The sequence below is a fragment of the Acidovorax facilis genome, from assembly GCF_050626955.1.
Taxonomy (GTDB): domain Bacteria; phylum Pseudomonadota; class Gammaproteobacteria; order Burkholderiales; family Burkholderiaceae_C; genus Acidovorax; species Acidovorax facilis.
Genome location: NZ_CP192460.1, coordinates 4367278 through 4386896 on the forward strand (window position 1 = coordinate 4367278; position 19619 = coordinate 4386896).

Consider the following 19619-nt stretch of genomic DNA (forward strand, 5'->3'; position numbering starts at 1 on the left):
GTGTCAGCAGCACGCCCGCACCATCGGTGGCTTCTATGACCCGGAGCTTTTCTCATGACCGACGCCGTGCTGCAACACCCTCTCTGGCCGGATGCCGAGCCTGCGCGCAGCGACATGCCCCTGTCGGCAGCGACCTCTGCAGCCACCACGCGCCGCAACTGGATCGCCGTGGCCTGCGCCCAGCACGCCCGCCGGGGCTGCGCCACGCCTGGCGTGGGCTACATGCAGGTGTGCCATGGCAAGGTGGCGCCGCTGCAGCGCATACGGCCCGGCGACCGCGTGGCGTACTACGCGCCCACCATCACGATGGGTGGCAAGGACCGGCTGCAAGCGTTTGTCTCGATTGGCATCGTGTTGCCGGGCGCGCCGTATGCGTTTGATATGGGCGGTGGGTTTGTGCCGTCGCGGCGGGACGTGGCCTATGTGCCTGCGCGTGAGACGGCGATTGCGCCGCTGCTGGACGCGCTGGAGTTTGTGGACGACCGCCAGCGCTGGGGCAGCAAGTTCCGCTTTGGGTTGTTTGCCGTGAGCGACCACGACATGCGCCTCATTGCACAAGCGATGGAGGCAGATACTGCCTTGCTGCATTGGGCATAGCGGCACGCCAACGGACGGCAAACACTGACCGCCCTCCAGAAAGGGCGACGTCGGGCTGGCAGCTGCCGACGCAGCCCCTCAACACACGGCCATCAACGCATCCACAACCCTTCGTTGGGCCGCGCTCAGTGCGGCATAGCCTTCGCGCATCATGCGCAGCACGATCACGTGGATTTCCATTTCGGCATTGGGCATGGTGTTCTCCTTGGAGGAAGTCTTCTTCGGCCACCAAGCAGGTGGGCCGAGGGATCACGGTGCATGTTGCAGGCCCGCAGACCCACCAGCACCCTGGCCTGCCCCACCATGGACCAGGCCCCATGCCACTGTGCCAACGTGGCACGGGGGCAATGCGGCGATGTGAGGGGAAATGGCGGCGCTGTTCATGTCCCACGGGGCCATCGATGGCCCACAGGCGCGGCAGTGCCAGGCCACCTTCAGCTTCAATCACTCCTGTTTTTATAGCTATCAGCGCTTATTCATCAAGCGCTAGCGGCCAAAAACACTAAAAATCAAGGATGCGCAGGCCCTGCCCGCACACGCGCCAGCGCCTCGGGCACATCGCGCCACGCCGGGCGTCCGGGGGCGTAGCGCTGGCGCATGTAGCCCGCCAGCTCGGTGATCTGCGCGTCGCTGAGCGCGTGGCCAAAGCCGGGCATGAAGCCGATGTCCCGCGCGGCGGGCTCGCGGATGCCGTGCACGATGACCTGCAGCAGGTTGTCGGGCCGGTCGCTGTGCAGGTTGCTGTTGAGCGCCAGGGGCACGTTCACGCCCAGCAGGCGCGGGCCGTCGCCGTCGTGGTGGCAGGCCGCGCAGGCGCCATCGAACAGGCGCTGGGCCTGGCCGGGTTGCGGGGCCAGCGCGGCGGCCTGGGCCACGGCGGTGTGGGCGCGCTGCTGCGGGTCAGACACAGGCTGTGTGGCTGGATGGGTAGCGGCTTCCGCAGCGGTGAACGAGGCCAGGTAGCCCGCCATGGCGCGGATGTCGTCGTCGGGCAGGTACGCCAGCTCGCGCACCACGGGCGCCATGGGGCCGGAGGCGCTGCCGTGCTGCGGGCTGTGGCCGTGGCGCAGGTAGCCATACAGCGCATCGGCCGTCCACGGCACGGGCGCCTTCGACAGGCCCGTGAGCGCAGGCGCCTCCCAGCCATCAATCATGGTGCCCGAGAGGAACGCAGCCCCGCCCCGCTCCGCCCCCAGCGCATTGCGCGGCGTGTGGCAGGCGCCGCAGTGGCCCACGCCCTGTACCAGGTAGGCGCCCCGGTTCCATTCGGGCGGGCGGGTCGGGTCGGGCTTGAATGGGGTCGCGTCGTGGAACAGCGCGTTCCAGCCCGCCATGAGGGGGCGCACGCTGAACGGGAAGGCCAACTCGGTCTTGGGCACCTCGGCCCGCACGGCGGGCTGCGCCATCAGATAGGCATACAGCGCGGTCAGGTCGTCGTCGCTCATCTTGGCGAACGACGTGTAGGGGAACGCGGGGTACAGGTGTTTGCCGTCGCGCGAGATGCCTTCGCGCATGGCGCGCTGGAAGGCGCTGAAGGACCACTGGCCGATGCCGGTCTCGGCGTCGGGCGTGAGGTTGGTGGTGTAGACCTTGCCGAACGGGGTGTCCATGGCGCGGCCCCCCGTGTTCGGCATGCCACCGGGGGCGGTGTGGCACACCACGCAGTCGCCCGCAGCAGCCAGCAGGCGGCCGCGCTCGATGGTGGCGGCGTTGTAAACCGACGCGCCCGCCGTCTGCACCACGGGTGCGATGGAGGGGCGCCAGCCCAGCAGCGCTGCGCCCATGGCGATGCCACCGGCGACGAGAGCGAGCGCGCGGGCCCAGGGGCTGCGCTGTGTGGGCCATGTGGCGCTGGCGGGCACGGTGGGTGCGGGCAGCTCCAGCGTGGGCAAAACCTCGGCCTGCTCTGTGGGTGCGGTGCTGCCTGCAGCCGCCTCGCCTGCGCCGCCGGGCAAGGGGTTGAGCCCGGCGCGCACCACCTCGGGTGTGAACGGCGGCGCACGGAAGCGCACGCCGGTCGCATCAAAGATTGCATTGGCAATGGCCGCCGTGCCCGGCACTGACGACGACTCGCCGGAGCCCAGCGGCGCCTCGTCCTGCCGGGGCATGTGCATGACCTCGATGACCGGCACCTCGCGGAAGCTCAGGATGGGGTAGCTGCCCCATTCGCGGTTGTCCACGGCCTGCTTGACGGGCTCGAACGTCACCTGCTCCTTGAGCGCGCGGCTAGTGGTCTGCAGCACGTTGCCATGCACCTGCTGCTCCACACCAGCGGGGTTCACCATCAGGCCCGCGTCGTGCCCCACGACCACGCGGCGCACATGCACCTCGCCGGTCTTTTTGTTGACCTCTACATCGGCCACCCAGGCGGCCCAGGCGGCACCAAAGCCGGGCCATTTGCTGTGGATGTAGCGGGCATAGGCAAAGCCCTGGCCTTGCACCCAATCCCCATCCAAGGGGCGCTGCTGCGGGCCGGTGCGGCGAATCCAGCCCGCCTTTTCGGCCGTGGCCTGCACCAGCTCGGCGGCGCGCGGGTCGCCCAGCAACTGCAGGCGAAACTGCACCGGGTCCACACCCGCCGCCGTGGCCAGTTCGTCCACATAGGATTCGTGCGCAAACGAGTTGGGCAGCGCCGACACGCCTCGCAGCCAGGATGCGCGCACGATGGGCGGCATGTCGTTGACGGCCACGCGCAGGTTGTCGTACTGGTAGGGCGGGCGCGCGGTGCGGTCGCCCATTTCATAGGCCTGGGCGACGGGCTCGATGGTGCGCGTGAGCAGCAGGGCCAGCGTGGGCGCGCCGTTGGAGGGGTAGGACGTTTCGAAGTCATACGCCGCCACGGTGCCATCGGCCTTGAGCCCGCCGCGCACCTGCATGAGCTGGGCCGTGCCCTTGGGCTCCCACAAATGCTCCTGCTCACGCGTGAGCTGCACGCGCACCGGGGCGCCCACGGCGCGCGAGAGCAGTGCGGCATCGGCGGCCACATCGTCGGCACCGTTGCGGCCATAGCAACCGGCTGCCTCCATGCGGATGAGGTCGATGTCCACATCGGCCAGGCCCATCAGGCGGGCCAGGTCGGCGCGCAGTACGTGGGGGTTTTGTGTGCCCGCCCACACGGTCATGCGCGGGCGGCCTGCGCTGCCGTCGCTGCGCCACTCGGCCACTGCGCAGGACGGGCCGATGGACGCGTGCATCTGGTAGGGCCACACATAGGTGCGTGGCATGGGCTGGCCTTCAGAGGACAGAGCGGCCAGGGCCGCATCCACATCACCCTCGTCCACCAGGCGGCGCTGGGTGGACGGGTTGGCGCGGATGGCTTGCTCCAGCGCCTCGGTGCTGTCCTGGCGCGGGAAGCCTGGCCAGTCGTTCCAGCGCACCTTCAGCTCGCGCAGGGCCTGCTCGGCCTGCTCCTCGCGCTCGGCGACGATGCCCACAAAGTCGCGGATCACCACCACGGCGCGGATGCCGGGGATGTGGGCGATGGACTGCTGGTCTACCGATTCGAGCGTGTTGCCGATGAAGTCGCCATGGTCGGCCCCCGCATACGGCGGGCGCACCACACGGCCGTGCAGCATGCCGGGCACACGCATGTCGTGCACAAACACCAGCTCGCCGCTGACCTTGGCGGGGATGTCCACGCGCGGCACGGACTGGCCGACCACGGTGTAATCGGCGGCGGTCTTGGTGGGCGTGGCATCCACCAGCTCCAGCGTGGTGTGCGCGCCCGCCAGCAGCGCGCCGTAGGCCAGTTGGCGCGACGGGTCTGCAGTGACCTGCACGATCCCCGCGCGCACCTGCAATTGATCCACCGGCACGCCCAGCCGCTCTGCGGCCTGCGCCACCAGCCAGTGGCGCGCCTGCGCGGCAGCAGTGCGCAGGGGCTTGGCGTGGATCTGGATGGAGGCACTGGCGATGGTGGCGCCCTGGTTGGGCGCGCGGGTGGTGTCGCCCAGCACCATGTTCACCTGCGCCAGCGGCATGTCCAGTTCTTCGGCCACGATCTGCGCGAGGGCGGTGCGGATGCCGGTGCCCAGGTCCACATGGCCGTTGAGTGCGGTCACGCTGCCGTCGTCCCACACGGCGATCAGTATCTCCACGCCCTCGGCCGGGTTGCCCACCACGAGCGCGGGCTGGCCCTTGACGGGCGGTGGCGCGGGCGGCGGGTTGCGCACCACCAGCAGCACGCCCTGGGCGGCATGGAAGTCGGCGCGGGTCAGCGGGCTGTGGGCGCGCAGGGGTGCGGCGTTGTCAGGTGGGGCGCTCATGCCTGGGCCTCGCGCATCAACTGGGCCGCGCGCAGCACGGCGCGAATGATTTCGACATGTGTGCCGCAGCGGCACAGGTTGCCCGACAGCTCGCGGCGCACGGTGGCTTCGTCGGGGTCTGGATTGCGCTCCAGCAAGGCAACGGCCATCATCACCATGCCGTTGAGGCAGTAGCCGCACTGCGCGGCCTGTTCATCGACAAAGGCCTGCTGTACAGGGTGAAGTCCTGCGCTGCTGCGGCAGCGCCCAGGCAGGCCCTCCAGCGTGGTCACCTCGCGGCCTGCCACGCCCTGCGCCGGGATCACGCAGGCCCGCGCGGCAATGCCGTCCACCAGCACCGTGCACGCCCCGCACTGCCCCAGGCCACAGCCGTATTTGGGGCCGTTGAGCGACAGGTCATTGCGCAGCACGTGCAGCAGCGTGGCATGGGTGGAGGTACTTGCTGGCAAGGCACAAGGCTGGCCGTTGACGACCATGGTGTGAAGCGAAGCGGGCGCGTGCATGTCTCTTTGGGGTGCCCTCAGCGCCGCAGACTGCCGGTGCGCGTGTACATCTCCAGATCCACAAAGTTGGAGCCATTGTGGTTGCCCGGGCCGTACTGCAGCGGAAAGTCACCGATCTTGGTGGTGCCCATGTCTTCCATGGCCTTGATGAAGCCTTCGCGCGTGAGCGCTTTGCCCGCGCGCTTGAGACCCTCCACAAACACGCGGGCGGCAATGTAGCCCTCCAGCATGGTGTAGCTGTCGATCTTCTCGCCCGCGTCAACGCGGTCCTTGCGGTAGTCCGCCACGATGGGCAGGCGGCTGGCCTGCGGCGAGGGCACGATGCTGGCCGTGACCAGCCCTTCGATGCCGCCGTTCAAGCGTTGCGCGGAACCCGGCGCATCGGTGATTCCCACCGATATCGTGTACAGCGGCGAGGCGCCGCCCCCCGCACGGTAGTCGCGCAGGAACACCTCCACCATCTTGCCCGCCATGATCATCACCACCGCACCAGGCTGCGCCTTGGTGAGCGAGGCCACCTGGGCCTTGGCGTCGGTGGCGGCGATCTCCATGGGCACGGACTCCACCACCTTGACCTTGAGCCCCTGTGCAATCTGCAGGCAGGTGTCGAGGTTGGATTTGCCAAATGCGCTGTTCTGGTAGATGACCGCAATGTTGTGGATGCCCAGCGTGGCCAGGTGCCCCACGATCTTGCGAAGTTCGGCCTCGTAGCTGGCACGCACGTGGAACAGGTAGCGGTTGTGGTTGGTGCGAAACGATGTGGTGCCGACCAGCGGGGCAAACATGGGCACACCGGCCTTCTCGGCAATGGGCATGGCAGCAATCAGGTTGCCCGTGGCGACATAGCCGATGAGAGCAAACACCTTGTCTTCGTCGATGAGGCGCGTGGTGTTTTCTGCGGTCTTCTTGGGGTCGTAGGCGTCGTCATGGGAGACGAGCTCCAGCGTGCGCCCCAACACGCCACCCGTTTTATTGACCTTGTCGAAGTAGAGCGCGATGCCCGCCTTGTAGTCCACCCCAAAATCCTTGGCAGGGCCGGTGAACACGGCCGACTGCCCCACCTTGATGCGGGTGTCCGTCACTCCGGTCTCGGCAGCGGCCGGCCCCGCCCAGGCCCATCCCGCTGTTGCCACCAGCCCCGCCATGGCAGTCCGGCGGTCGATGCATCCATCCTCCACTCCTCGACACTTCATGTAGTGCTCCTTACATCAAAGGCGCCAGTTTCGGGGCTTGTGCTCGCATCGCGCAAGTGTTTGAAGAGGTGTTTTTTGTAACCAACAGCACCCGTGTGCGGCGCACCACATCGCACGGCTGCGCAGGTGCATCACACGCTCAGGTAAGCGCGCCGCACCTCTTCGTTGGCGGCCAGCTCTTCCATGCTGGCCTGGTAGCGGATCTGGCCCTTTTCGAGCACATAGGCGCGGTCGGACACCAGCTCGGCAAAGTGCATGTTCTGCTCGGACAGCAGAATGCTCACGCCCTGCTCCTTCAGCTCCAGGATCATGTGCGCCATCTGCTCCACGATGACGGGGGCCACGCCTTCGGAGGGCTCATCCAGCAGCACCAGGTAGGGGTTGCCCATGAGCGTGCGCGCCACGGTGAGCATCTGCTGCTCGCCACCACTCATGCGGCCGCCGGGGCGCTGGGGCATCTCGCCCAGGTTGGGGAAGAGCTTGAACAGGCGCTCGGGCGTCCACACCGGGGCGGCGGTGCCGTCGGGCCAGGTGCGGGCGGGCTGGCGGCCTACCTCCAGGTTCTCCATCACCGTGAGGTCGGTGAACACGCGGCGGTCTTCGGGCACAAAGCCCAGGCCCAGGCGCGCGGCATCGTGCGGGTCGCTTTTGGAGATGTCCTTGCCCATGAACTGGATCTGGCCCTTGCGTTTGGCCAGCATGCCCATCAGGGTCTTGAGTGTCGTGGATTTGCCCGCGCCGTTGCGGCCCATCAGGGCCACGACTTCGCCCCGGCGCACGTCCAGGTCCACGTCATACAGGATTTGCGCCGCACCATACCAGGCCTGCAGCCCTTTGGCCTGCAGCAGCAGCTCTTTGGGTTCGTTGGTCGTCATGCTCATGCGGCCTCTGCAGCAGCGGCTGCCGTTTTCTTCTCGAAGGTCTTGCCGGTGCCGAAGTACACCTCCTGCACCTTGGGGTGGTCACGCAGCTCCAGCGGCTTGCCCTCGGCAATGAGGCGCCCGCGCGCCAGCACGATCATGCGGTCGGCATAGGCAAACACCACGTCCATGCTGTGCTCGGTGAAGAGCACGGCCATGTTGCGGTCGATCACCAGCTGCTTGGTGAGCGCCATGAGTTCGTTGCGCTCCTTGGGCGCCATGCCAGCGGTGGGCTCGTCCATGAGCAGCAGCTTCGGCGCGTTGGCCATCGCGATGGCCAGCTCCACGCGCTTGACGTCGCCATAGGCCAGCACGCTGCAGGGGCGGTCGGCCTGCGACTTCATACCCACCTGGTCCAGCAGCGCCAGGGCCTCGTCGCGCTTGTGGTCTGCCGCCTTGCGCCACATCGCAAACAGGCGGTTGTCGTTGGAGATCAGTGCCATCTGCACGTTCTCCACCACCGTGAGCGATGCAAAGGTTTCAGCGATCTGAAAAGTGCGGCCCACACCCATGCGCCAGATGTCGCGCGGCTTGCGGCCCACCAGCTCCTGGCCATTGAGCTGGATGGAGCCTGCATCGGCAGGCAGCTGGCCGTTGACCATGTTGAAGGTGGTGGACTTGCCCGCGCCGTTGGGGCCGATCAGCGCCAGCAGCTCGCCGGCAGCCAGCTCGAAGTGGATGCCATCCACCGCCTTGACGCCGCCAAAGGACTTGCCCAGGCCAGAGACTTTGAGCAGGCTCATGCCGTGCCCTCCTTCGTGTTCTTGGCTTCGCGCTTGTTGTCGAAGATCTGCTTGATGGCGCCCGCAATGCCCTGCGGGAACAGCAGCACCAGGATCAGGATGATGGCGCCCAGCATGGCGCGCCAGTAGTCGGTGTTGCGCGCCACGGTGTCGTGCAGCCAGGTGAAGGTGACGGCGCCCACCACAGGGCCCGCCAGCGTCTGGATCCCGCCGAGCAGCACCATGACGAGGCCATCGACCGAGCGGCCCACATGCAGCGTCTCGGGCGAGATGCTGCCTTTGGAGAACGCGAACAGCGCGCCGCCCAGGCCGGCGAACAGGCCGGCGATGACGAAAGCCGTCAACTGCATGCGCTTGACGTCAATGCCGATCGCATCGGCCCGGAGCACGGAATCCCGCCCGGCCCGCAGCGCGTAACCAAACGGCGAGAACAATACGCGGCGCAACAACAGCACACCACCCACCACCAGGGCCAGCGTGAGGTAGTAGTAGTTGCGCTTGTCTGACAGCCACTCGGCCGGCCATACGCCCGTGAGGCCGTTGCTGCCGCCCGTGAAGCCGTCCCACTGGTAGCAGATGGCCCAGGTGATCTGGGCAAACGCCAGCGTCAGCATGGCCAGGTAGACGCCCGACAGGCGCACGCAGAACCAGCCATAGAGCAGCGCGCCCGCCGCCGCCGACAGCGGCGCCAGCACCAGCGCCAGCTCCATGGGGATACCCGCCGAGCGCACCAGCAGCGCTGCGGCATAGGCGCCCAGGCCAAAGTACGCAGCGTGGCCGAACGAATGCATGCCCGCCGGGCCCATGATGAAGTGCAGGCTGGCCGCAAACAGCGCGGCAATCAGCAGGTCGATCATCAGCACCGTGAGGTATGGCGAGCCCGTCGTCAGCAACGGCAACAGCACCAGCGCAACCACCAACGCCGCGCCACCGAGCTTGAACCAGCGCTCGGGCTGGCGCAGAGGCGCCTCGGGCAGGCCGGTGTTGCGGCTCACGCCCTGCGGCTTGCCCATGAGGCCCCAGGGGCGCCAGACCAGCACCACGGCCATCACCAGAAACTCCACCACCAGCGTGAGCTTGGAGAACGACACGCTGAAACCGAAGATGTCCACCACGCCCAGCCAGATGCAGATGGCCTTGATTTCGGCGATCAACAGGGCCGCGACATAGGCGCCCGGAATGGAGCCCATGCCCCCCACCACGACCACCACAAACGCTGCGCCGATGGTGTTGAGGTCCATCTCCAGCGTGGCGGGTTCGCGCGGCAACTGCAACGCACCGCCCAGGCCCGCCAGCAGCGCGCCCAGGGCAAACACCGCCGTGAACAGCCAGGCCTGGTTCACGCCCAGGGCGCTGACCATTTCACGGTCTTGCGTAGCAGCGCGCACCAGAGTGCCCCAGCGTGTGCGGGTGAGCAGCAGCCACAAGAGGCCCAGCACCACCGGGCCCACGACGATCAGAAACAGGTCATACGAAGGGAACTGCCGCCCCAGGATGTTGACCGAGCCCGACAGCCCCGGCGCGCGCGGGCCCAGCAGTTCTTCCGGCCCCCAGAACCACAGCGCAGCGTCCTTGATGACCAGCACCAGCGCAAACGTGGCCAGCAGCTGGAACAGCTCGGGCGCCTTGTAGATGCGGCGCAGCAGCACCACCTCCACCAAAGCGCCCAGCGCTCCCACCACCACCGCCGCCAGCAGCAGCGCGGGCCAGAAGCCCAGGCCGGTGCCCAGCTTGGCCACCAGCGAATAGGCCACATAGATGCCGACCATAAAGAACGAGCCATGCGCAAAGTTGACGATGCGCGTGACACCGAAGATCAGCGACAGCCCTGCGCCCACCAGGAACAGCGAGGAGGCCCCCGCCAGTCCGTTGAGCAGCTGAACGATAAAACTCGAAAAACTCATTCCACATCCTTCGGGGTCACGGCAAGGTCCATCCCTGCAGGTCGGCGCCTGCGCTATGGTTCAGAGATCAGGGGCAGTTGGCAGGGAGGGAGCCCTCCCCGGCCTTGCGCGGCCGTCAGTCGGCGGGGCGCATTTTCTTGACTTCGTCGTTTGAGGGCTGGACTTTGCTGCCATCCACATAGCGGTAGTCCACCATCACACCCTTGCCGCCTTCGTTCTTGGTGCGGCCCACATAGCCGCCCATCGTGGACTGGTTGTCCTCGGGGCGGTAGGTGATGCGGCCAAACGGCGTGGGCACCTGCAAGCCCTTGAAAGCTGCCACGAGTTTTTCAGTGTCGGTGGAGCCGGCCTTCTTCATGCCTTCGGCCAGCGACTTGATGGCGCTGTAGCCCACGATGGAGCCCAGGCGCGGGTAGTCATTGAACTTGGCCTGGTAGGCAGTCTGAAAGGCCTTGTGCTCAGGCGTCTGGATGCCGTACCAGGGGTAGCCGGTGACGATCCAGCCGTTCGGCGCTTCGTCCTTGAGCGGGTCCATGTATTCGGGCTCGCCCGTCAGCAGGCTGACCACTTCACGGCCCTGGAACAGGCCACGCGTGTTGCCTTCGCGCACAAACTTGGACAGATCGGCACCGAACAGCACGTTGAAGATCGCATCCGGCTTGGCGTCGGCCAGGGCCTGCACCACGCTACCCGAATCGACCTTGCCCAACGGGGGCGCCTGCTCGGCCACAAACTCCACATCGGGCTGGGCCGCCTTGAGCAGCTGCTTGAACGTGGCCACGGCCGACTGACCATACTCGTAGTTGGGGTACACCAGCGCCCAGCGCTTTTTCTTGAGGGCCGCTGCCTCGGGCACCATCATCGACACCTGCATGTACGTGGAGGGACGCAGGCGGTAGGTATAGCGGTTGCCGTTTTGCCAGACGATCTTGTCGGTCAGTGGCTCACCGGCCAGGAAGAAGAATTTCTTTTGCTTGGCAAAGTCGGTCAGCGCCAGCCCGATGTGCGAGAGGAACGAGCCCGTGAGCACATCGACCTTTTCGCGCGACACCAGTTCTTCGGCAGCACGCACGGCGTCGCCAGGGTTGGCGTTGTCGTCGCGGATGATGAGCTGGACCTTCTTGCCCAGCACCCCACCCGATGCGTTGATCTCATCGACCGCCAGCTCCATGCCTTTCTTGTAGGGCTCCAGGAAGGCGGGTTGCGCCTTGTAGCTGTTGATCTCGCCAATCTTGATGACATCCTGGGCGTGCACCACAGGGGCCAGCGTGAATGCCAGCGCGGCTGCGGCCGTGGCACGCATGAGGTTTCGTCGCATCGTCATGGGGAAACTCCTGAAAGGTGGGTTGGGGAAGGGGAACTGGTGAGACTGCTCGGGATGGTAGTGCGCGCTCAGATCAGCGCAGTCCATCCTCGCCTTTGATTTCGGAGGCCTGAAGACCGGCAATGCGTGCCAGCGGACGGCCGCTGTCGGTCACGACGATGGCGACCACGATTTCGTTGGCGCGGGGGGCGTCGGCCACGCGGGCCTCCATGGCGTCGAAGTGGCTGCGCACATAGGCGGCATCCTTGTGGCCCAGGGGCACGTCGATGGCGGTGCCCAGGCCGCCGATCTTCTTGCTGGACGGCACCAGGGCAGCGCCTTTCTCGACCGCCACACGCAGTGGCGCCCCCAGCTTGGGGTGCAGGATGGCGGCGGCATGTTCCAGCTCGCCCGCCTCGCCCACGATGGCGGCCTTGCCGTAGCTCTGTGCCTGGCCAGGTTCAATGCCCAGGGCTGCGACGCAACGGGCACCCAGCAGTGCGCCCAACTCTTCACCGATGGCCACGAGTTCGTCGAGGTTCTCGACATAGCGGCCCGCGCAGGGGTTCTCGATGACGGCCATGGCCAGGGCCTTGCGCACAGGCGGCTGTACGTCGCGCCCCATCTCCACGCGGACTTCGTCGGTTTGAACAATGATCTTCCGGATCTTGGCGGACATGTGGGTATCTCCTTGGGTTTGGATCAGCGCAGGCCGTTCCACTGGCTGATGTCTGCGGCCTTGAGGCCTCCAACGCGTGCATGGATGCGAGCGCCGGTGGACATGGCCAGGATGAAGACGATTTCATCCGATGTGGGTGCGCCGGGCACCCGCACTTCGATGGCATCGAAATGGCTGCGCACGTAGCTCGCGTTGATGTGGGTGAGCGGCACATCCAGCGCCGCGCCGGGGCCACCCACCTTCTTGGTGGAAGGCACGATAGACAGTGCATTGGCGGGTTGCCCGGTCTTCTCTTCGGCCAGGCCTTTGGCGTAGGCGTTGCGGTCGCCCTTCCAGCCCAGCAGCTCGCGCATGGCATAACCACCGGGCACATGCCACAGCGCGCCGTGCTCCAGCTCGCCAGCTGCCCCCACGATGGCGCCCTTGCCGTAAGTCTCAATGCGCTCGGCGGGCACAGCCATGGCCTTGAGCAGGCGCTGGGCCATGTCCAGCCCCACGTCCTGCAGGGCATCCATCATGGGCAAGATGTCGGGTTCGTACCGGCCCGCAAACGGGTTGGTCAGCACCGCACCGATGGCACCACGCAGCAGCGGCACCTCAGCCACCGGCCCGAATTCGTGCCGGATTTCCTCAAGATGGGTGAAAACGCGTCGTATCTGGATCATTTTGGAGACCTGTGCAATTCGTTAAGCAAATACTGAACCAACTTCCGATTTCATCACCGCTAGTGGGGGCCACACAGCACCGGCCAGGGCTGGCGGTGCTGCGGTCGCCAGAAACTGCCCCTGGCACGCCAGCAGCGCAAACCACAGCAGGCCGCTGGACTGCAATTCTTGCGCTTTTTGCAACCCCTGCTGCAAAGCCCGGCGAACCTGCTCTTCGGGCAAGTCAGGCACATCCACGGTGACAGGAATGGCACCCAGGTCACTGTCGTCCCGCACCAGCCACGCAGGCATGCGACCAATGCGCGCGTCCTGCACATTGACCGCATTGGCCACAATGGTCGCTGCCGCATCGGCCTGCGCGGCCGTGCGCGCCAGCACCGTGACGCTGTCCGCAATGCCCAGCGACTGGCTGCGCCCGCGCCACCCACTGGTGGCCACACCGCGCACCGGCATGGCGCTGTCGATGCGGATCTGCCCATCCAGCACCAAGCCGTTGCGCAACTGTGCAGCGTTGAGTGCGGCGATGTCAGCGTACACCCCCACCGTGACCGACTGGCCGGGCGCCAGGTGCAACGCAATGTCGCCGCCGTTGTTGACCCAGGCGCGGTCTATGCCCTGCTGTTCGTAGCACGCCAGAATTTCCTGGGCCACCGCACCGGCCACCGCAGCCATCGACGTGATGAAGCCCGCACGGTAGGGACTGCAGGCGGCCCACATGCGGCGCGCCACCACGCCCTGCAACGCGCAGCGCTCACCCACCGGCGCCCGCAGGCCTGGGAGTTCACTCACCAGCTCCTGCAGCAGCCCTTCAAAACGTTGCCAGGCGCGCTCGTGCGCGTGGGTCACGGCGTCGCGCGCCCCTTCGGCCTGAAGGATGAGGTCCATCGGGCCATGCTGGAAGTGCCAGCGGCCGTCGGAAAGGAGTTTGCGGCAAGCGTTCACAGCGCGGCTCACTCAGCCTAGCAGGGGTGGGCGGCCCAGCGGCCACGGATTGGCCGCGGGCAAGGTCTGCCACACGCGCGCCTGCGGCGCACCGTCGTTGTGCCACGCACCGCGCTCCAGCACTTCGCGCAGGCTGCGAATTTGTTCGGTGTGCCCGCCCAGCGCTTCGTAGTCCGCGCGGCGCATGCTGAACTCGATGGGTGCCACGATGGCGGGCGTGGGCACAGTGCCAAAGCTGTTGTCCGGCATGCGCAGCACGTCGGCCATCACGGTGATACCGCCGCCCGGCCACACATAGGCGGGGGCACCGCCGCAGGTCACATTGACCAGCGCATTCTTGATGGAGCGGGTGAGCAGCACCGGGTTCTCGGTAACCCCTGCGCGCAGGCTGCCGCCCGCACCGCCGAGGAACAGCACAGACGCCAGCGAAGGCTCGCAGTTTTCGCCGATGCGGTCCACGATGCGGCGCACCTCGACAGGCATCTCGGCTTCCACTGGATTCAGTTGCTCGTCCAGCACGTACCAGGAGGCATGCTCCCCCGTGGTGGAGGTCATCAAGAGGCGCAACCCCGGCCAGGCGACGGATTCGTCCCAGCCCTCGATGATGGACAGCGGGTCGGCAATGTCGGTGCCACCCCAGCCGGTGCCCGGATTCGCCACCTGAAAATAGCGGCCCGGCGTGGACTTGCGCCCGCGCATCTGGATGCCCGAGGGCTTCATGTCCAGACAGCGCCCCGCCTGATGCTCGGTGAGCACGCCCGTAATGTGGTCGTCCACCACCACCACCTCGTCGGCATGGCCGAAGAACTGGCGCGCAAAGATACCAATGGCCGCAGAGCCGCAGCCCACGCGCATGCGCTGTTCGGCCACACCGTTGACGATGGGTGCGCGCCCGGCCTGGATCACGAGCTGCGAGCCGCCGTCGATGGTGAACTCCACGGCCTGCTTGTTGCCCAGCGCCTGCATCATCTCAGCGGTGATGCGGCCCTCCTTCTTGGTGCCACCCGTGAGGTGGTGCACGCCGCCGAGCGACAGCATCTGTGAGCCGTATTCCGCCGTGGTCACGTGGCCCACCACCTCGCCCTTGCAACGCACGTTGGCCTGCTCGGAGCCGAGGAAGCGATCGGTGTCGATCTTCACCTTGAAGCTGCAGTAGCTGAAGATGCCCTCAGTGACCACCGTGACCATGTCCACACCATCGGTTTTGGAGCCCACGATGAAGGGCGCCGGCTTGTAGTCGGGGTAGGTGGTGGATGAGCCCACGCCCGTCACGAACACCTCTTCAGACAGCAGCAGATCGCCGTTCCATGTGGGTGCTGAAGCCACTGCGGTCTCAGCGTCTCCTGCAGCCGGGGCGCGGCCCGCAAACGGCACCAGCGTGGCCTCGCCCGTTTCCAGCGTCTTGCGCAGCAACACCACCGGGTCCAGTCGCACGAGCACACCCGCCTGGTTGGCGTAACGGTCGCAAGCACCTGCGCGGCCTTCGGAGATCTGGCACAGCACGGGGCACGCATTGCACTCGACCTTGGCCGCGTTCATGCGCTCGTTGCGGGGCCGGGCACGCTCGAGCACCTGCGGCAGATCTGGCGCATCCATGCCCGGCAGCCCATCGGTCTTGGTGTGTTCAGTCATCGTGGCAACCCATTCATTGCTTTGTTGCAAGTGCTTGTACGCGCATTGCATTTTGTGTAGCATTCACTTAACTTAAATGTTGTGAACACTACATTTGATGTCAATGTAGCGGAATCAACCAGACTCTGCAATGGTGTTTTCGCACCCCCAAAAACGGTGCACGAGGAGCCCCAAAATGACGCACGTTGTGACGGACGCATGCATTCGGTGCAAGTACACCGACTGCGTCGATGTGTGCCCGGTCGATTGCTTCAAGGAAGGGCCGGAATACCTGGTCATTGACCCGGACGAATGCATCGACTGCGCGGTGTGCATTCCCGAGTGCCCGGCCAATGCGATCTATGCCGAAGACGACCTGCCCGAGGGCATGGAAATCTTCCTGCAGTTCAACAAAAAGCTGGCGCCCACGCTGCCCACAATCACCAAAAGAAAAGCGGCTTTGCCAGATGCGGAACAATGGAGGGTTGTGAGCCACAAGCTTTCAGGCCTGAACATTGCGCTGTAGAGCGCTTGGGGCCCTGAATCTGAGCCAGCTTCAGCCAGATTTCTTATTTGTTTCCAACTTTTCCATCTAACGCACCATGAGCGCCTTTCTTGACGAACGCGTCCTGACGGTCCACCACTGGACGGACCGCCTTTTCTCCTTCACCACCACGCGCGACACCGCGCTGCGCTTTTCCAACGGGCATTTCACGATGATTGGCCTGCGTGGCGAAAACGGCAAACCCCTGCTGCGCGCCTACAGCATCGTGAGCCCCAACTACGAAGAACACCTGGAGTTCCTGTCCATCAAGGTGCCCGACGGCCCGCTGACCTCGCGCCTGCAGCACATCAAGGTGGGCGACACCATCGTGGTCGGCAAGAAGCCCACGGGCACCCTGCTGATCGACTACCTGCTGCCCGCCAAGCGCCTGTACATGCTGTCCACCGGCACGGGCGTGGCCCCGTTCCTGAGCCTGATCCGCGACCCCGAGACTTATGAGAAATTCGAGGAAGTCATCCTGGTGCACGGCGTGCGCGAGGTGAAGGAGTTGGCCTACCACGACTACATCACGCAGGAGCTGCCGCAGCATGAGTTCCTGGGCGAGATGGTCACCAAGCAGCTCAAGTACTACCCCACCGTGACGCGCGAGCCCTTCAAGCACCAGGGCCGTGTGACCACCGTGATCGAAAACGGCCAGCTGGCGCGCGACCTGGGCCTGCCCGCGCTCAACCCCATGGAAGACCGCGTGATGATCTGCGGCAGCCCCGAGATGCTGCGCGACCTCAAGCACATGATGGAAGAGCGTGGCTTCAAGGAAGGCAACACCACGAAGCCTGGCGACTTCGTGATCGAACGCGCGTTCGCAGAGCAGTGATCCCCCGGCGGCCCCCGCACCGGGGGACCGCCTCATCCACCAGGACCCGCCATGTCTGCCACTCCCACCAAGACCCGGACCGCGTCCCCCCGCGCAGCCTCTGCCCGCAAGACGGGCGTGCGCGAACAGGCCGCACAGACCACGCGCGACAACATCCTGAAGGCGGCGACCAAGGTGTTCGCCCGCTACGGCTACGAAGGCGGCAGCGTGGAGAAAATCTCCAAGGCGGCCAAGTCCTTCGACCGGATGATCTATTACTACTTCGGCAGCAAGGAAGGCCTGTTCATCGAGGTGCTGGAGGAAACCTACCGGCGCATGAACGATGCGGAGTCCAAACTGGACCTGGACACCGCCAAACCGGTGGAGGCGCTGCAGGCGGTAATCCGCTTTGTGGTGGGCTACTACCGCAAGAACCCCGAGTTCATCACGCTGCTCAACACTGAGAACCTGCACAAGGGCAAGCACATCTCCAAGTCGATGCGCGCCCGTGAATACTCGTCGCCCGCCATCGAGGTGATCCGCCGCGTGCTCGAAAGCGGCCAGACGCAGGGGCTGTTCCGCAAGGATGTGTCGGCGCGCGATGTGTACCTGCTGATTGCCGCCACGGGCTACTTCTACATGTCCAACCGGCACACGCTGTCGGCCTTTCTGGGCGAAGACCTGGAGACGCCCGACGCGCTGGCGCACTGGGAATCGTTTGTCATCGACAGCGTGCTGCGCACTGTGGCGCCCGGCCCCAGTCTGCCCAAGGGCAGGGTCGCAGCGGCCTGAATCAACAAGAGATTTTTCCCTGCGGGGTGCCGCGTGGTGCCCCGCCCACCACCCCACGAGGAGAATCCATGGCAGAAGCAGCAGCAGGCGGCAAATCGGGCAAGGTCGTCATCCAGAACATCGGTCTTTTGTTGTCGGGCGACCTGGACCGGCCCATCCTCGACGCCGACACCATCGTGGTGAATGATGGCCTTATCGTGGCCGTGGGCCGCTACAAGGACTGCGACACCGACCACGCCAACACCGTGATCGACGCACGCCAGACCTGCGTGGCGCCGGGCCTGATCGACAGCCATGTACACCCCGTGTTCGGAGACTGGACGCCGCGCCAGAACCAGATCGGCTGGATCGACTCCACCATGAACGGCGGCGTGACCACTATGGTCTCGGCCGGTGAAGTGCACCTGCCCGGCCGCCCCAAGGACATCGTGGGACTCAAGGCCCTGGCCATCACCGCGCAGCGCTCGTTCGACAACTTCCGCCCCGGCGGCGTGAAGGTGATCGCGGGCGCCCCGGTCATCGAAAAAGGCATGACCGAGCAGGACTTCAAGGACCTGGCCGACGCCGGCGTGACGCTGCTGGGCGAAGTGGGCCTGGGTTCCGTCAAGGCGGGCTACGAGGCCAAAGAGATGGTGGCCTGGGCGCGCAAGCACGGCATCCAGAGCACCATCCACACGGGCGGCCCGTCCATCCCCGGATCAGGCCTGATCGACAAAGACGTGGTGCTGGAGGCCGATGCCGACGTGATCGGCCACATCAACGGCGGCCACACCGCGCTGCCCTGGAAGCATGTGTGCGAGCTGTGCGAAAAGTCGTCCCGCGCGATCGAGCTGGTGCACAACGGCAATGAGAAGATCGCCATCCAGGCCGCGCGGGCGGCCATCGAGCTCAAGTGCCCGCACCGCGTGATCCTGGGCACCGACGGCCCGGCTGGCTCGGGCGTGCAGCCCCTGGGCATGCTGCGCATGATTGCGCTGATATCGAGCTTTGCCGACATCCCCGCCGAACTGGTGTTCTGCTTTGCCACGGGCAACACGGCGCGCATCCGCAACCTGAACTGCGGCCTCATCGAGGTAGGCCGCGCGGCCGACTTCGTCTTCATGGACCGCGCCCAGCACACGGCTGGCGCCACGCTGCTGGAAAGCGTACAGCTGGGCGACATCCCGGGCATCGGCATGGTGATGATCGACGGCCTGGTGCGCTGCGGGCGCAGCCGCAATACACCACCCGCGACCGAGATCCCGGTGGTGCTGTAGCCCACGCTCATCCCACAAAAAAGCCCGCAATCAGCGGGCTTTCTGTTGGGAGAGGTGCGGTCGAATCAATACGTGTCCGCCACTCGCACCGCGCCGGGCTGTGCACGCGGGTAAGGTTCTTCAGCGCGCATGGCGGCGCCATCGTCCACGCGGAAGCCTTTGCCCTGCAGCACGACGGGCGTGCCCACGGCGGTGGGCTGTGCGCGGGTGAAGCGGCGCACCGAGCCGTCTTCCATACGCACCGCGATCTGGTAGACCGTCTGCGTGCGCGTGCGCTCTTCCACCTTGTGGCCCACGTAGCCGCCGCCCACGGCGCCCAGCACAGTGGCGGCCGTACGGCCCGAGCCCTTGCCCACCTGGTTGCCCACCACGGCCCCCAACACACCGCCCGCCACCGCCCCTACGCCTGTGGCCGGGGCCGCCTGCTGCACGGCTTGCACCGACTCGACGCGGCCACAGGTGGCACACAGGGGGGCCTGTGCGGCAGTGCGCAGCGGTGGCTGCTGCTGTGGCTGGTATTGCTGCGGGGGTTGCCCGGCATAACCTTGCGAAGCTGCGGGCGGTTGATTTGCTACATTATTGGTAGCAATATTTCTATTACCAACAAGCGCTGGCGCCGGTTTTTGTTGCAAATTCTCAGCTCTTGGCACTCCTGGCGCAGGCTGCGCCGTCATGGCCAATGGTTGCGCGTCGGCGGCGGACTTGCCCGCGTTCTGCACCACCAGGGTCGTGCCCAGCGCCACCACACTCACGCCCAGCACGCCGATAGCGACCCACAGCCACTTGAGGGAAGGGCTGGCCGCGCCGCCAAGGGCGCCAGCCTGTGCCACAGGAACGGCGGAAGTGTGGGTGGAAGGCGAAACGATAAGACTCATGATTTTTCTCCGA

17 protein-coding genes are annotated in these 19619 nt (G+C 66.0%); 5 read left to right on the forward strand and 12 right to left on the reverse strand.

Going from position 1 to position 19619, the window contains the following annotated elements; all coding sequences use genetic code 11:
• The first annotated feature begins 54 nt into the window (after nucleotides 1-54).
• Complete coding sequence (locus ACQ4MJ_RS20035) at nucleotides 55-597, forward strand: EVE domain-containing protein (protein WP_431151519.1); 543 nt, start codon at nucleotides 55-57, stop codon at nucleotides 595-597.
• A gap of 509 nt (nucleotides 598-1106) precedes the next feature.
• Here the strand turns inward: ACQ4MJ_RS20035 and ACQ4MJ_RS20040 are convergent.
• From ACQ4MJ_RS20040 to ACQ4MJ_RS20090, 11 genes are all read right to left on the reverse strand, one after another.
• Nucleotides 1107-4862 (reverse strand): molybdopterin cofactor-binding domain-containing protein, encoded by a 3756-nt coding sequence (locus ACQ4MJ_RS20040; RefSeq protein WP_431151518.1) that lies wholly within the window; start codon nucleotides 4860-4862, stop codon nucleotides 1107-1109.
• The gene (locus tag ACQ4MJ_RS20045; protein ID WP_431151517.1) at nucleotides 4859-5365 is read right to left on the reverse strand and encodes a (2Fe-2S)-binding protein; all 507 of its coding nucleotides are present in this window, start codon (nucleotides 5363-5365) and stop codon (nucleotides 4859-4861) included. The genes ACQ4MJ_RS20040 and ACQ4MJ_RS20045 overlap by 4 nt, the downstream gene beginning before the upstream one ends.
• Before the next feature lie 17 nt (nucleotides 5366-5382).
• Nucleotides 5383-6558: an ABC transporter substrate-binding protein gene (locus ACQ4MJ_RS20050; RefSeq protein ID WP_176887866.1), complete on the reverse strand. Its 1176-nt coding sequence runs from the start codon at nucleotides 6556-6558 to the stop codon at nucleotides 5383-5385.
• 131 nt (nucleotides 6559-6689) lie between these two features.
• The gene (locus ACQ4MJ_RS20055; RefSeq protein ID WP_176889093.1) at nucleotides 6690-7433 is read right to left on the reverse strand and encodes an ABC transporter ATP-binding protein; all 744 of its coding nucleotides are present in this window, start codon (nucleotides 7431-7433) and stop codon (nucleotides 6690-6692) included.
• 2 nt (nucleotides 7434-7435) lie between these two features.
• On the reverse strand, nucleotides 7436-8221 hold the full coding sequence (locus tag ACQ4MJ_RS20060; RefSeq protein WP_055398725.1) for an ABC transporter ATP-binding protein: 786 nt from the start codon (nucleotides 8219-8221) through the stop codon (nucleotides 7436-7438).
• The gene (locus tag ACQ4MJ_RS20065; RefSeq protein ID WP_431151516.1) at nucleotides 8218-10125 is read right to left on the reverse strand and encodes an ABC transporter permease; all 1908 of its coding nucleotides are present in this window, start codon (nucleotides 10123-10125) and stop codon (nucleotides 8218-8220) included. The genes ACQ4MJ_RS20060 and ACQ4MJ_RS20065 overlap by 4 nt, the downstream gene beginning before the upstream one ends.
• A 115-nt stretch (nucleotides 10126-10240) precedes the next feature.
• On the reverse strand, nucleotides 10241-11449 hold the full coding sequence (locus ACQ4MJ_RS20070; RefSeq protein WP_055398805.1) for an ABC transporter substrate-binding protein: 1209 nt from the start codon (nucleotides 11447-11449) through the stop codon (nucleotides 10241-10243).
• A 73-nt stretch (nucleotides 11450-11522) separates the two neighbouring features.
• The gene (locus ACQ4MJ_RS20075; RefSeq protein WP_431151515.1) at nucleotides 11523-12107 is read right to left on the reverse strand and encodes an amino acid synthesis family protein; all 585 of its coding nucleotides are present in this window, start codon (nucleotides 12105-12107) and stop codon (nucleotides 11523-11525) included.
• 23 nt (nucleotides 12108-12130) lie between these two features.
• On the reverse strand, nucleotides 12131-12772 hold the full coding sequence (locus tag ACQ4MJ_RS20080; RefSeq protein WP_121507904.1) for an amino acid synthesis family protein: 642 nt from the start codon (nucleotides 12770-12772) through the stop codon (nucleotides 12131-12133).
• A 21-nt stretch (nucleotides 12773-12793) separates the two neighbouring features.
• The gene (locus ACQ4MJ_RS20085; RefSeq protein ID WP_431151514.1) at nucleotides 12794-13714 is read right to left on the reverse strand and encodes a UPF0280 family protein; all 921 of its coding nucleotides are present in this window, start codon (nucleotides 13712-13714) and stop codon (nucleotides 12794-12796) included.
• Nucleotides 13715-13726: 12 nt separating this feature from the next.
• Nucleotides 13727-15346, reverse strand: coding sequence for a 6-hydroxynicotinate reductase (locus ACQ4MJ_RS20090; protein WP_431151513.1), 1620 nt, complete (start codon nucleotides 15344-15346; stop codon nucleotides 13727-13729).
• Nucleotides 15347-15521: 175 nt separating this feature from the next.
• On the opposite strand from ACQ4MJ_RS20090, the gene fdxA reads away from it, so the two are divergent.
• The 4 genes from fdxA to ACQ4MJ_RS20110 all read left to right on the forward strand — a co-directional run bounded on the left by fdxA (nucleotide 15522) and on the right by ACQ4MJ_RS20110 (nucleotide 18731).
• Nucleotides 15522-15851, forward strand: coding sequence for a ferredoxin FdxA (gene fdxA, locus ACQ4MJ_RS20095; RefSeq protein ID WP_056057161.1), 330 nt, complete (start codon nucleotides 15522-15524; stop codon nucleotides 15849-15851).
• A 76-nt stretch (nucleotides 15852-15927) separates the two neighbouring features.
• The gene (locus ACQ4MJ_RS20100; RefSeq protein ID WP_431151512.1) at nucleotides 15928-16704 is read left to right on the forward strand and encodes a ferredoxin--NADP reductase; all 777 of its coding nucleotides are present in this window, start codon (nucleotides 15928-15930) and stop codon (nucleotides 16702-16704) included.
• Between the two features lie 51 nt (nucleotides 16705-16755).
• Nucleotides 16756-17475: a TetR/AcrR family transcriptional regulator gene (locus tag ACQ4MJ_RS20105; RefSeq protein ID WP_121421900.1), complete on the forward strand. Its 720-nt coding sequence runs from the start codon at nucleotides 16756-16758 to the stop codon at nucleotides 17473-17475.
• Nucleotides 17476-17543: 68 nt separating this feature from the next.
• Nucleotides 17544-18731: an amidohydrolase family protein gene (locus ACQ4MJ_RS20110; RefSeq protein WP_431151511.1), complete on the forward strand. Its 1188-nt coding sequence runs from the start codon at nucleotides 17544-17546 to the stop codon at nucleotides 18729-18731.
• A gap of 65 nt (nucleotides 18732-18796) precedes the next feature.
• Here the strand turns inward: ACQ4MJ_RS20110 and ACQ4MJ_RS20115 are convergent, their stop codons facing one another.
• The gene (locus tag ACQ4MJ_RS20115) at nucleotides 18797-19606 is read right to left on the reverse strand and encodes a glycine zipper 2TM domain-containing protein (protein WP_431151510.1); all 810 of its coding nucleotides are present in this window, start codon (nucleotides 19604-19606) and stop codon (nucleotides 18797-18799) included.
• Nucleotides 19607-19619 lie beyond the last annotated feature (13 nt).

Excerpts from the sequence above, each read along its gene's own strand:
- ACQ4MJ_RS20070 (WP_055398805.1), bottom strand. The coding sequence starts at position 11,449 with ATGACGATGCGACGAAACCTCATGCGTGCCACGGCCGCAGCCGCGCTG.
- ACQ4MJ_RS20065 (WP_431151516.1), bottom strand. The coding sequence starts at position 10,125 with ATGAGTTTTTCGAGTTTTATCGTTCAGCTGCTCAACGGACTGGCGGGG.
- ACQ4MJ_RS20080 (WP_121507904.1), bottom strand. The coding sequence starts at position 12,772 with ATGATCCAGATACGACGCGTTTTCACCCATCTTGAGGAAATCCGGCAC.
- ACQ4MJ_RS20100 (WP_431151512.1), top strand. The coding sequence starts at position 15,928 with ATGAGCGCCTTTCTTGACGAACGCGTCCTGACGGTCCACCACTGGACG.
- ACQ4MJ_RS20035 (WP_431151519.1), top strand. The coding sequence starts at position 55 with ATGACCGACGCCGTGCTGCAACACCCTCTCTGGCCGGATGCCGAGCCT.
- ACQ4MJ_RS20090 (WP_431151513.1), bottom strand. The coding sequence starts at position 15,346 with ATGACTGAACACACCAAGACCGATGGGCTGCCGGGCATGGATGCGCCA.
- ACQ4MJ_RS20110 (WP_431151511.1), top strand. The coding sequence starts at position 17,544 with ATGGCAGAAGCAGCAGCAGGCGGCAAATCGGGCAAGGTCGTCATCCAG.
- ACQ4MJ_RS20060 (WP_055398725.1), bottom strand. The coding sequence starts at position 8,221 with ATGAGCCTGCTCAAAGTCTCTGGCCTGGGCAAGTCCTTTGGCGGCGTC.
- ACQ4MJ_RS20045 (WP_431151517.1), bottom strand. The coding sequence starts at position 5,365 with ATGCACGCGCCCGCTTCGCTTCACACCATGGTCGTCAACGGCCAGCCT.
- ACQ4MJ_RS20105 (WP_121421900.1), top strand. The coding sequence starts at position 16,756 with ATGTCTGCCACTCCCACCAAGACCCGGACCGCGTCCCCCCGCGCAGCC.
- fdxA (WP_056057161.1), top strand. The coding sequence starts at position 15,522 with ATGACGCACGTTGTGACGGACGCATGCATTCGGTGCAAGTACACCGAC.
- ACQ4MJ_RS20055 (WP_176889093.1), bottom strand. The coding sequence starts at position 7,433 with ATGACGACCAACGAACCCAAAGAGCTGCTGCTGCAGGCCAAAGGGCTG.
- ACQ4MJ_RS20075 (WP_431151515.1), bottom strand. The coding sequence starts at position 12,107 with ATGTCCGCCAAGATCCGGAAGATCATTGTTCAAACCGACGAAGTCCGC.
- ACQ4MJ_RS20040 (WP_431151518.1), bottom strand. The coding sequence starts at position 4,862 with ATGAGCGCCCCACCTGACAACGCCGCACCCCTGCGCGCCCACAGCCCG.
- ACQ4MJ_RS20050 (WP_176887866.1), bottom strand. The coding sequence starts at position 6,558 with ATGAAGTGTCGAGGAGTGGAGGATGGATGCATCGACCGCCGGACTGCC.
- ACQ4MJ_RS20115 (WP_431151510.1), bottom strand. The coding sequence starts at position 19,606 with ATGAGTCTTATCGTTTCGCCTTCCACCCACACTTCCGCCGTTCCTGTG.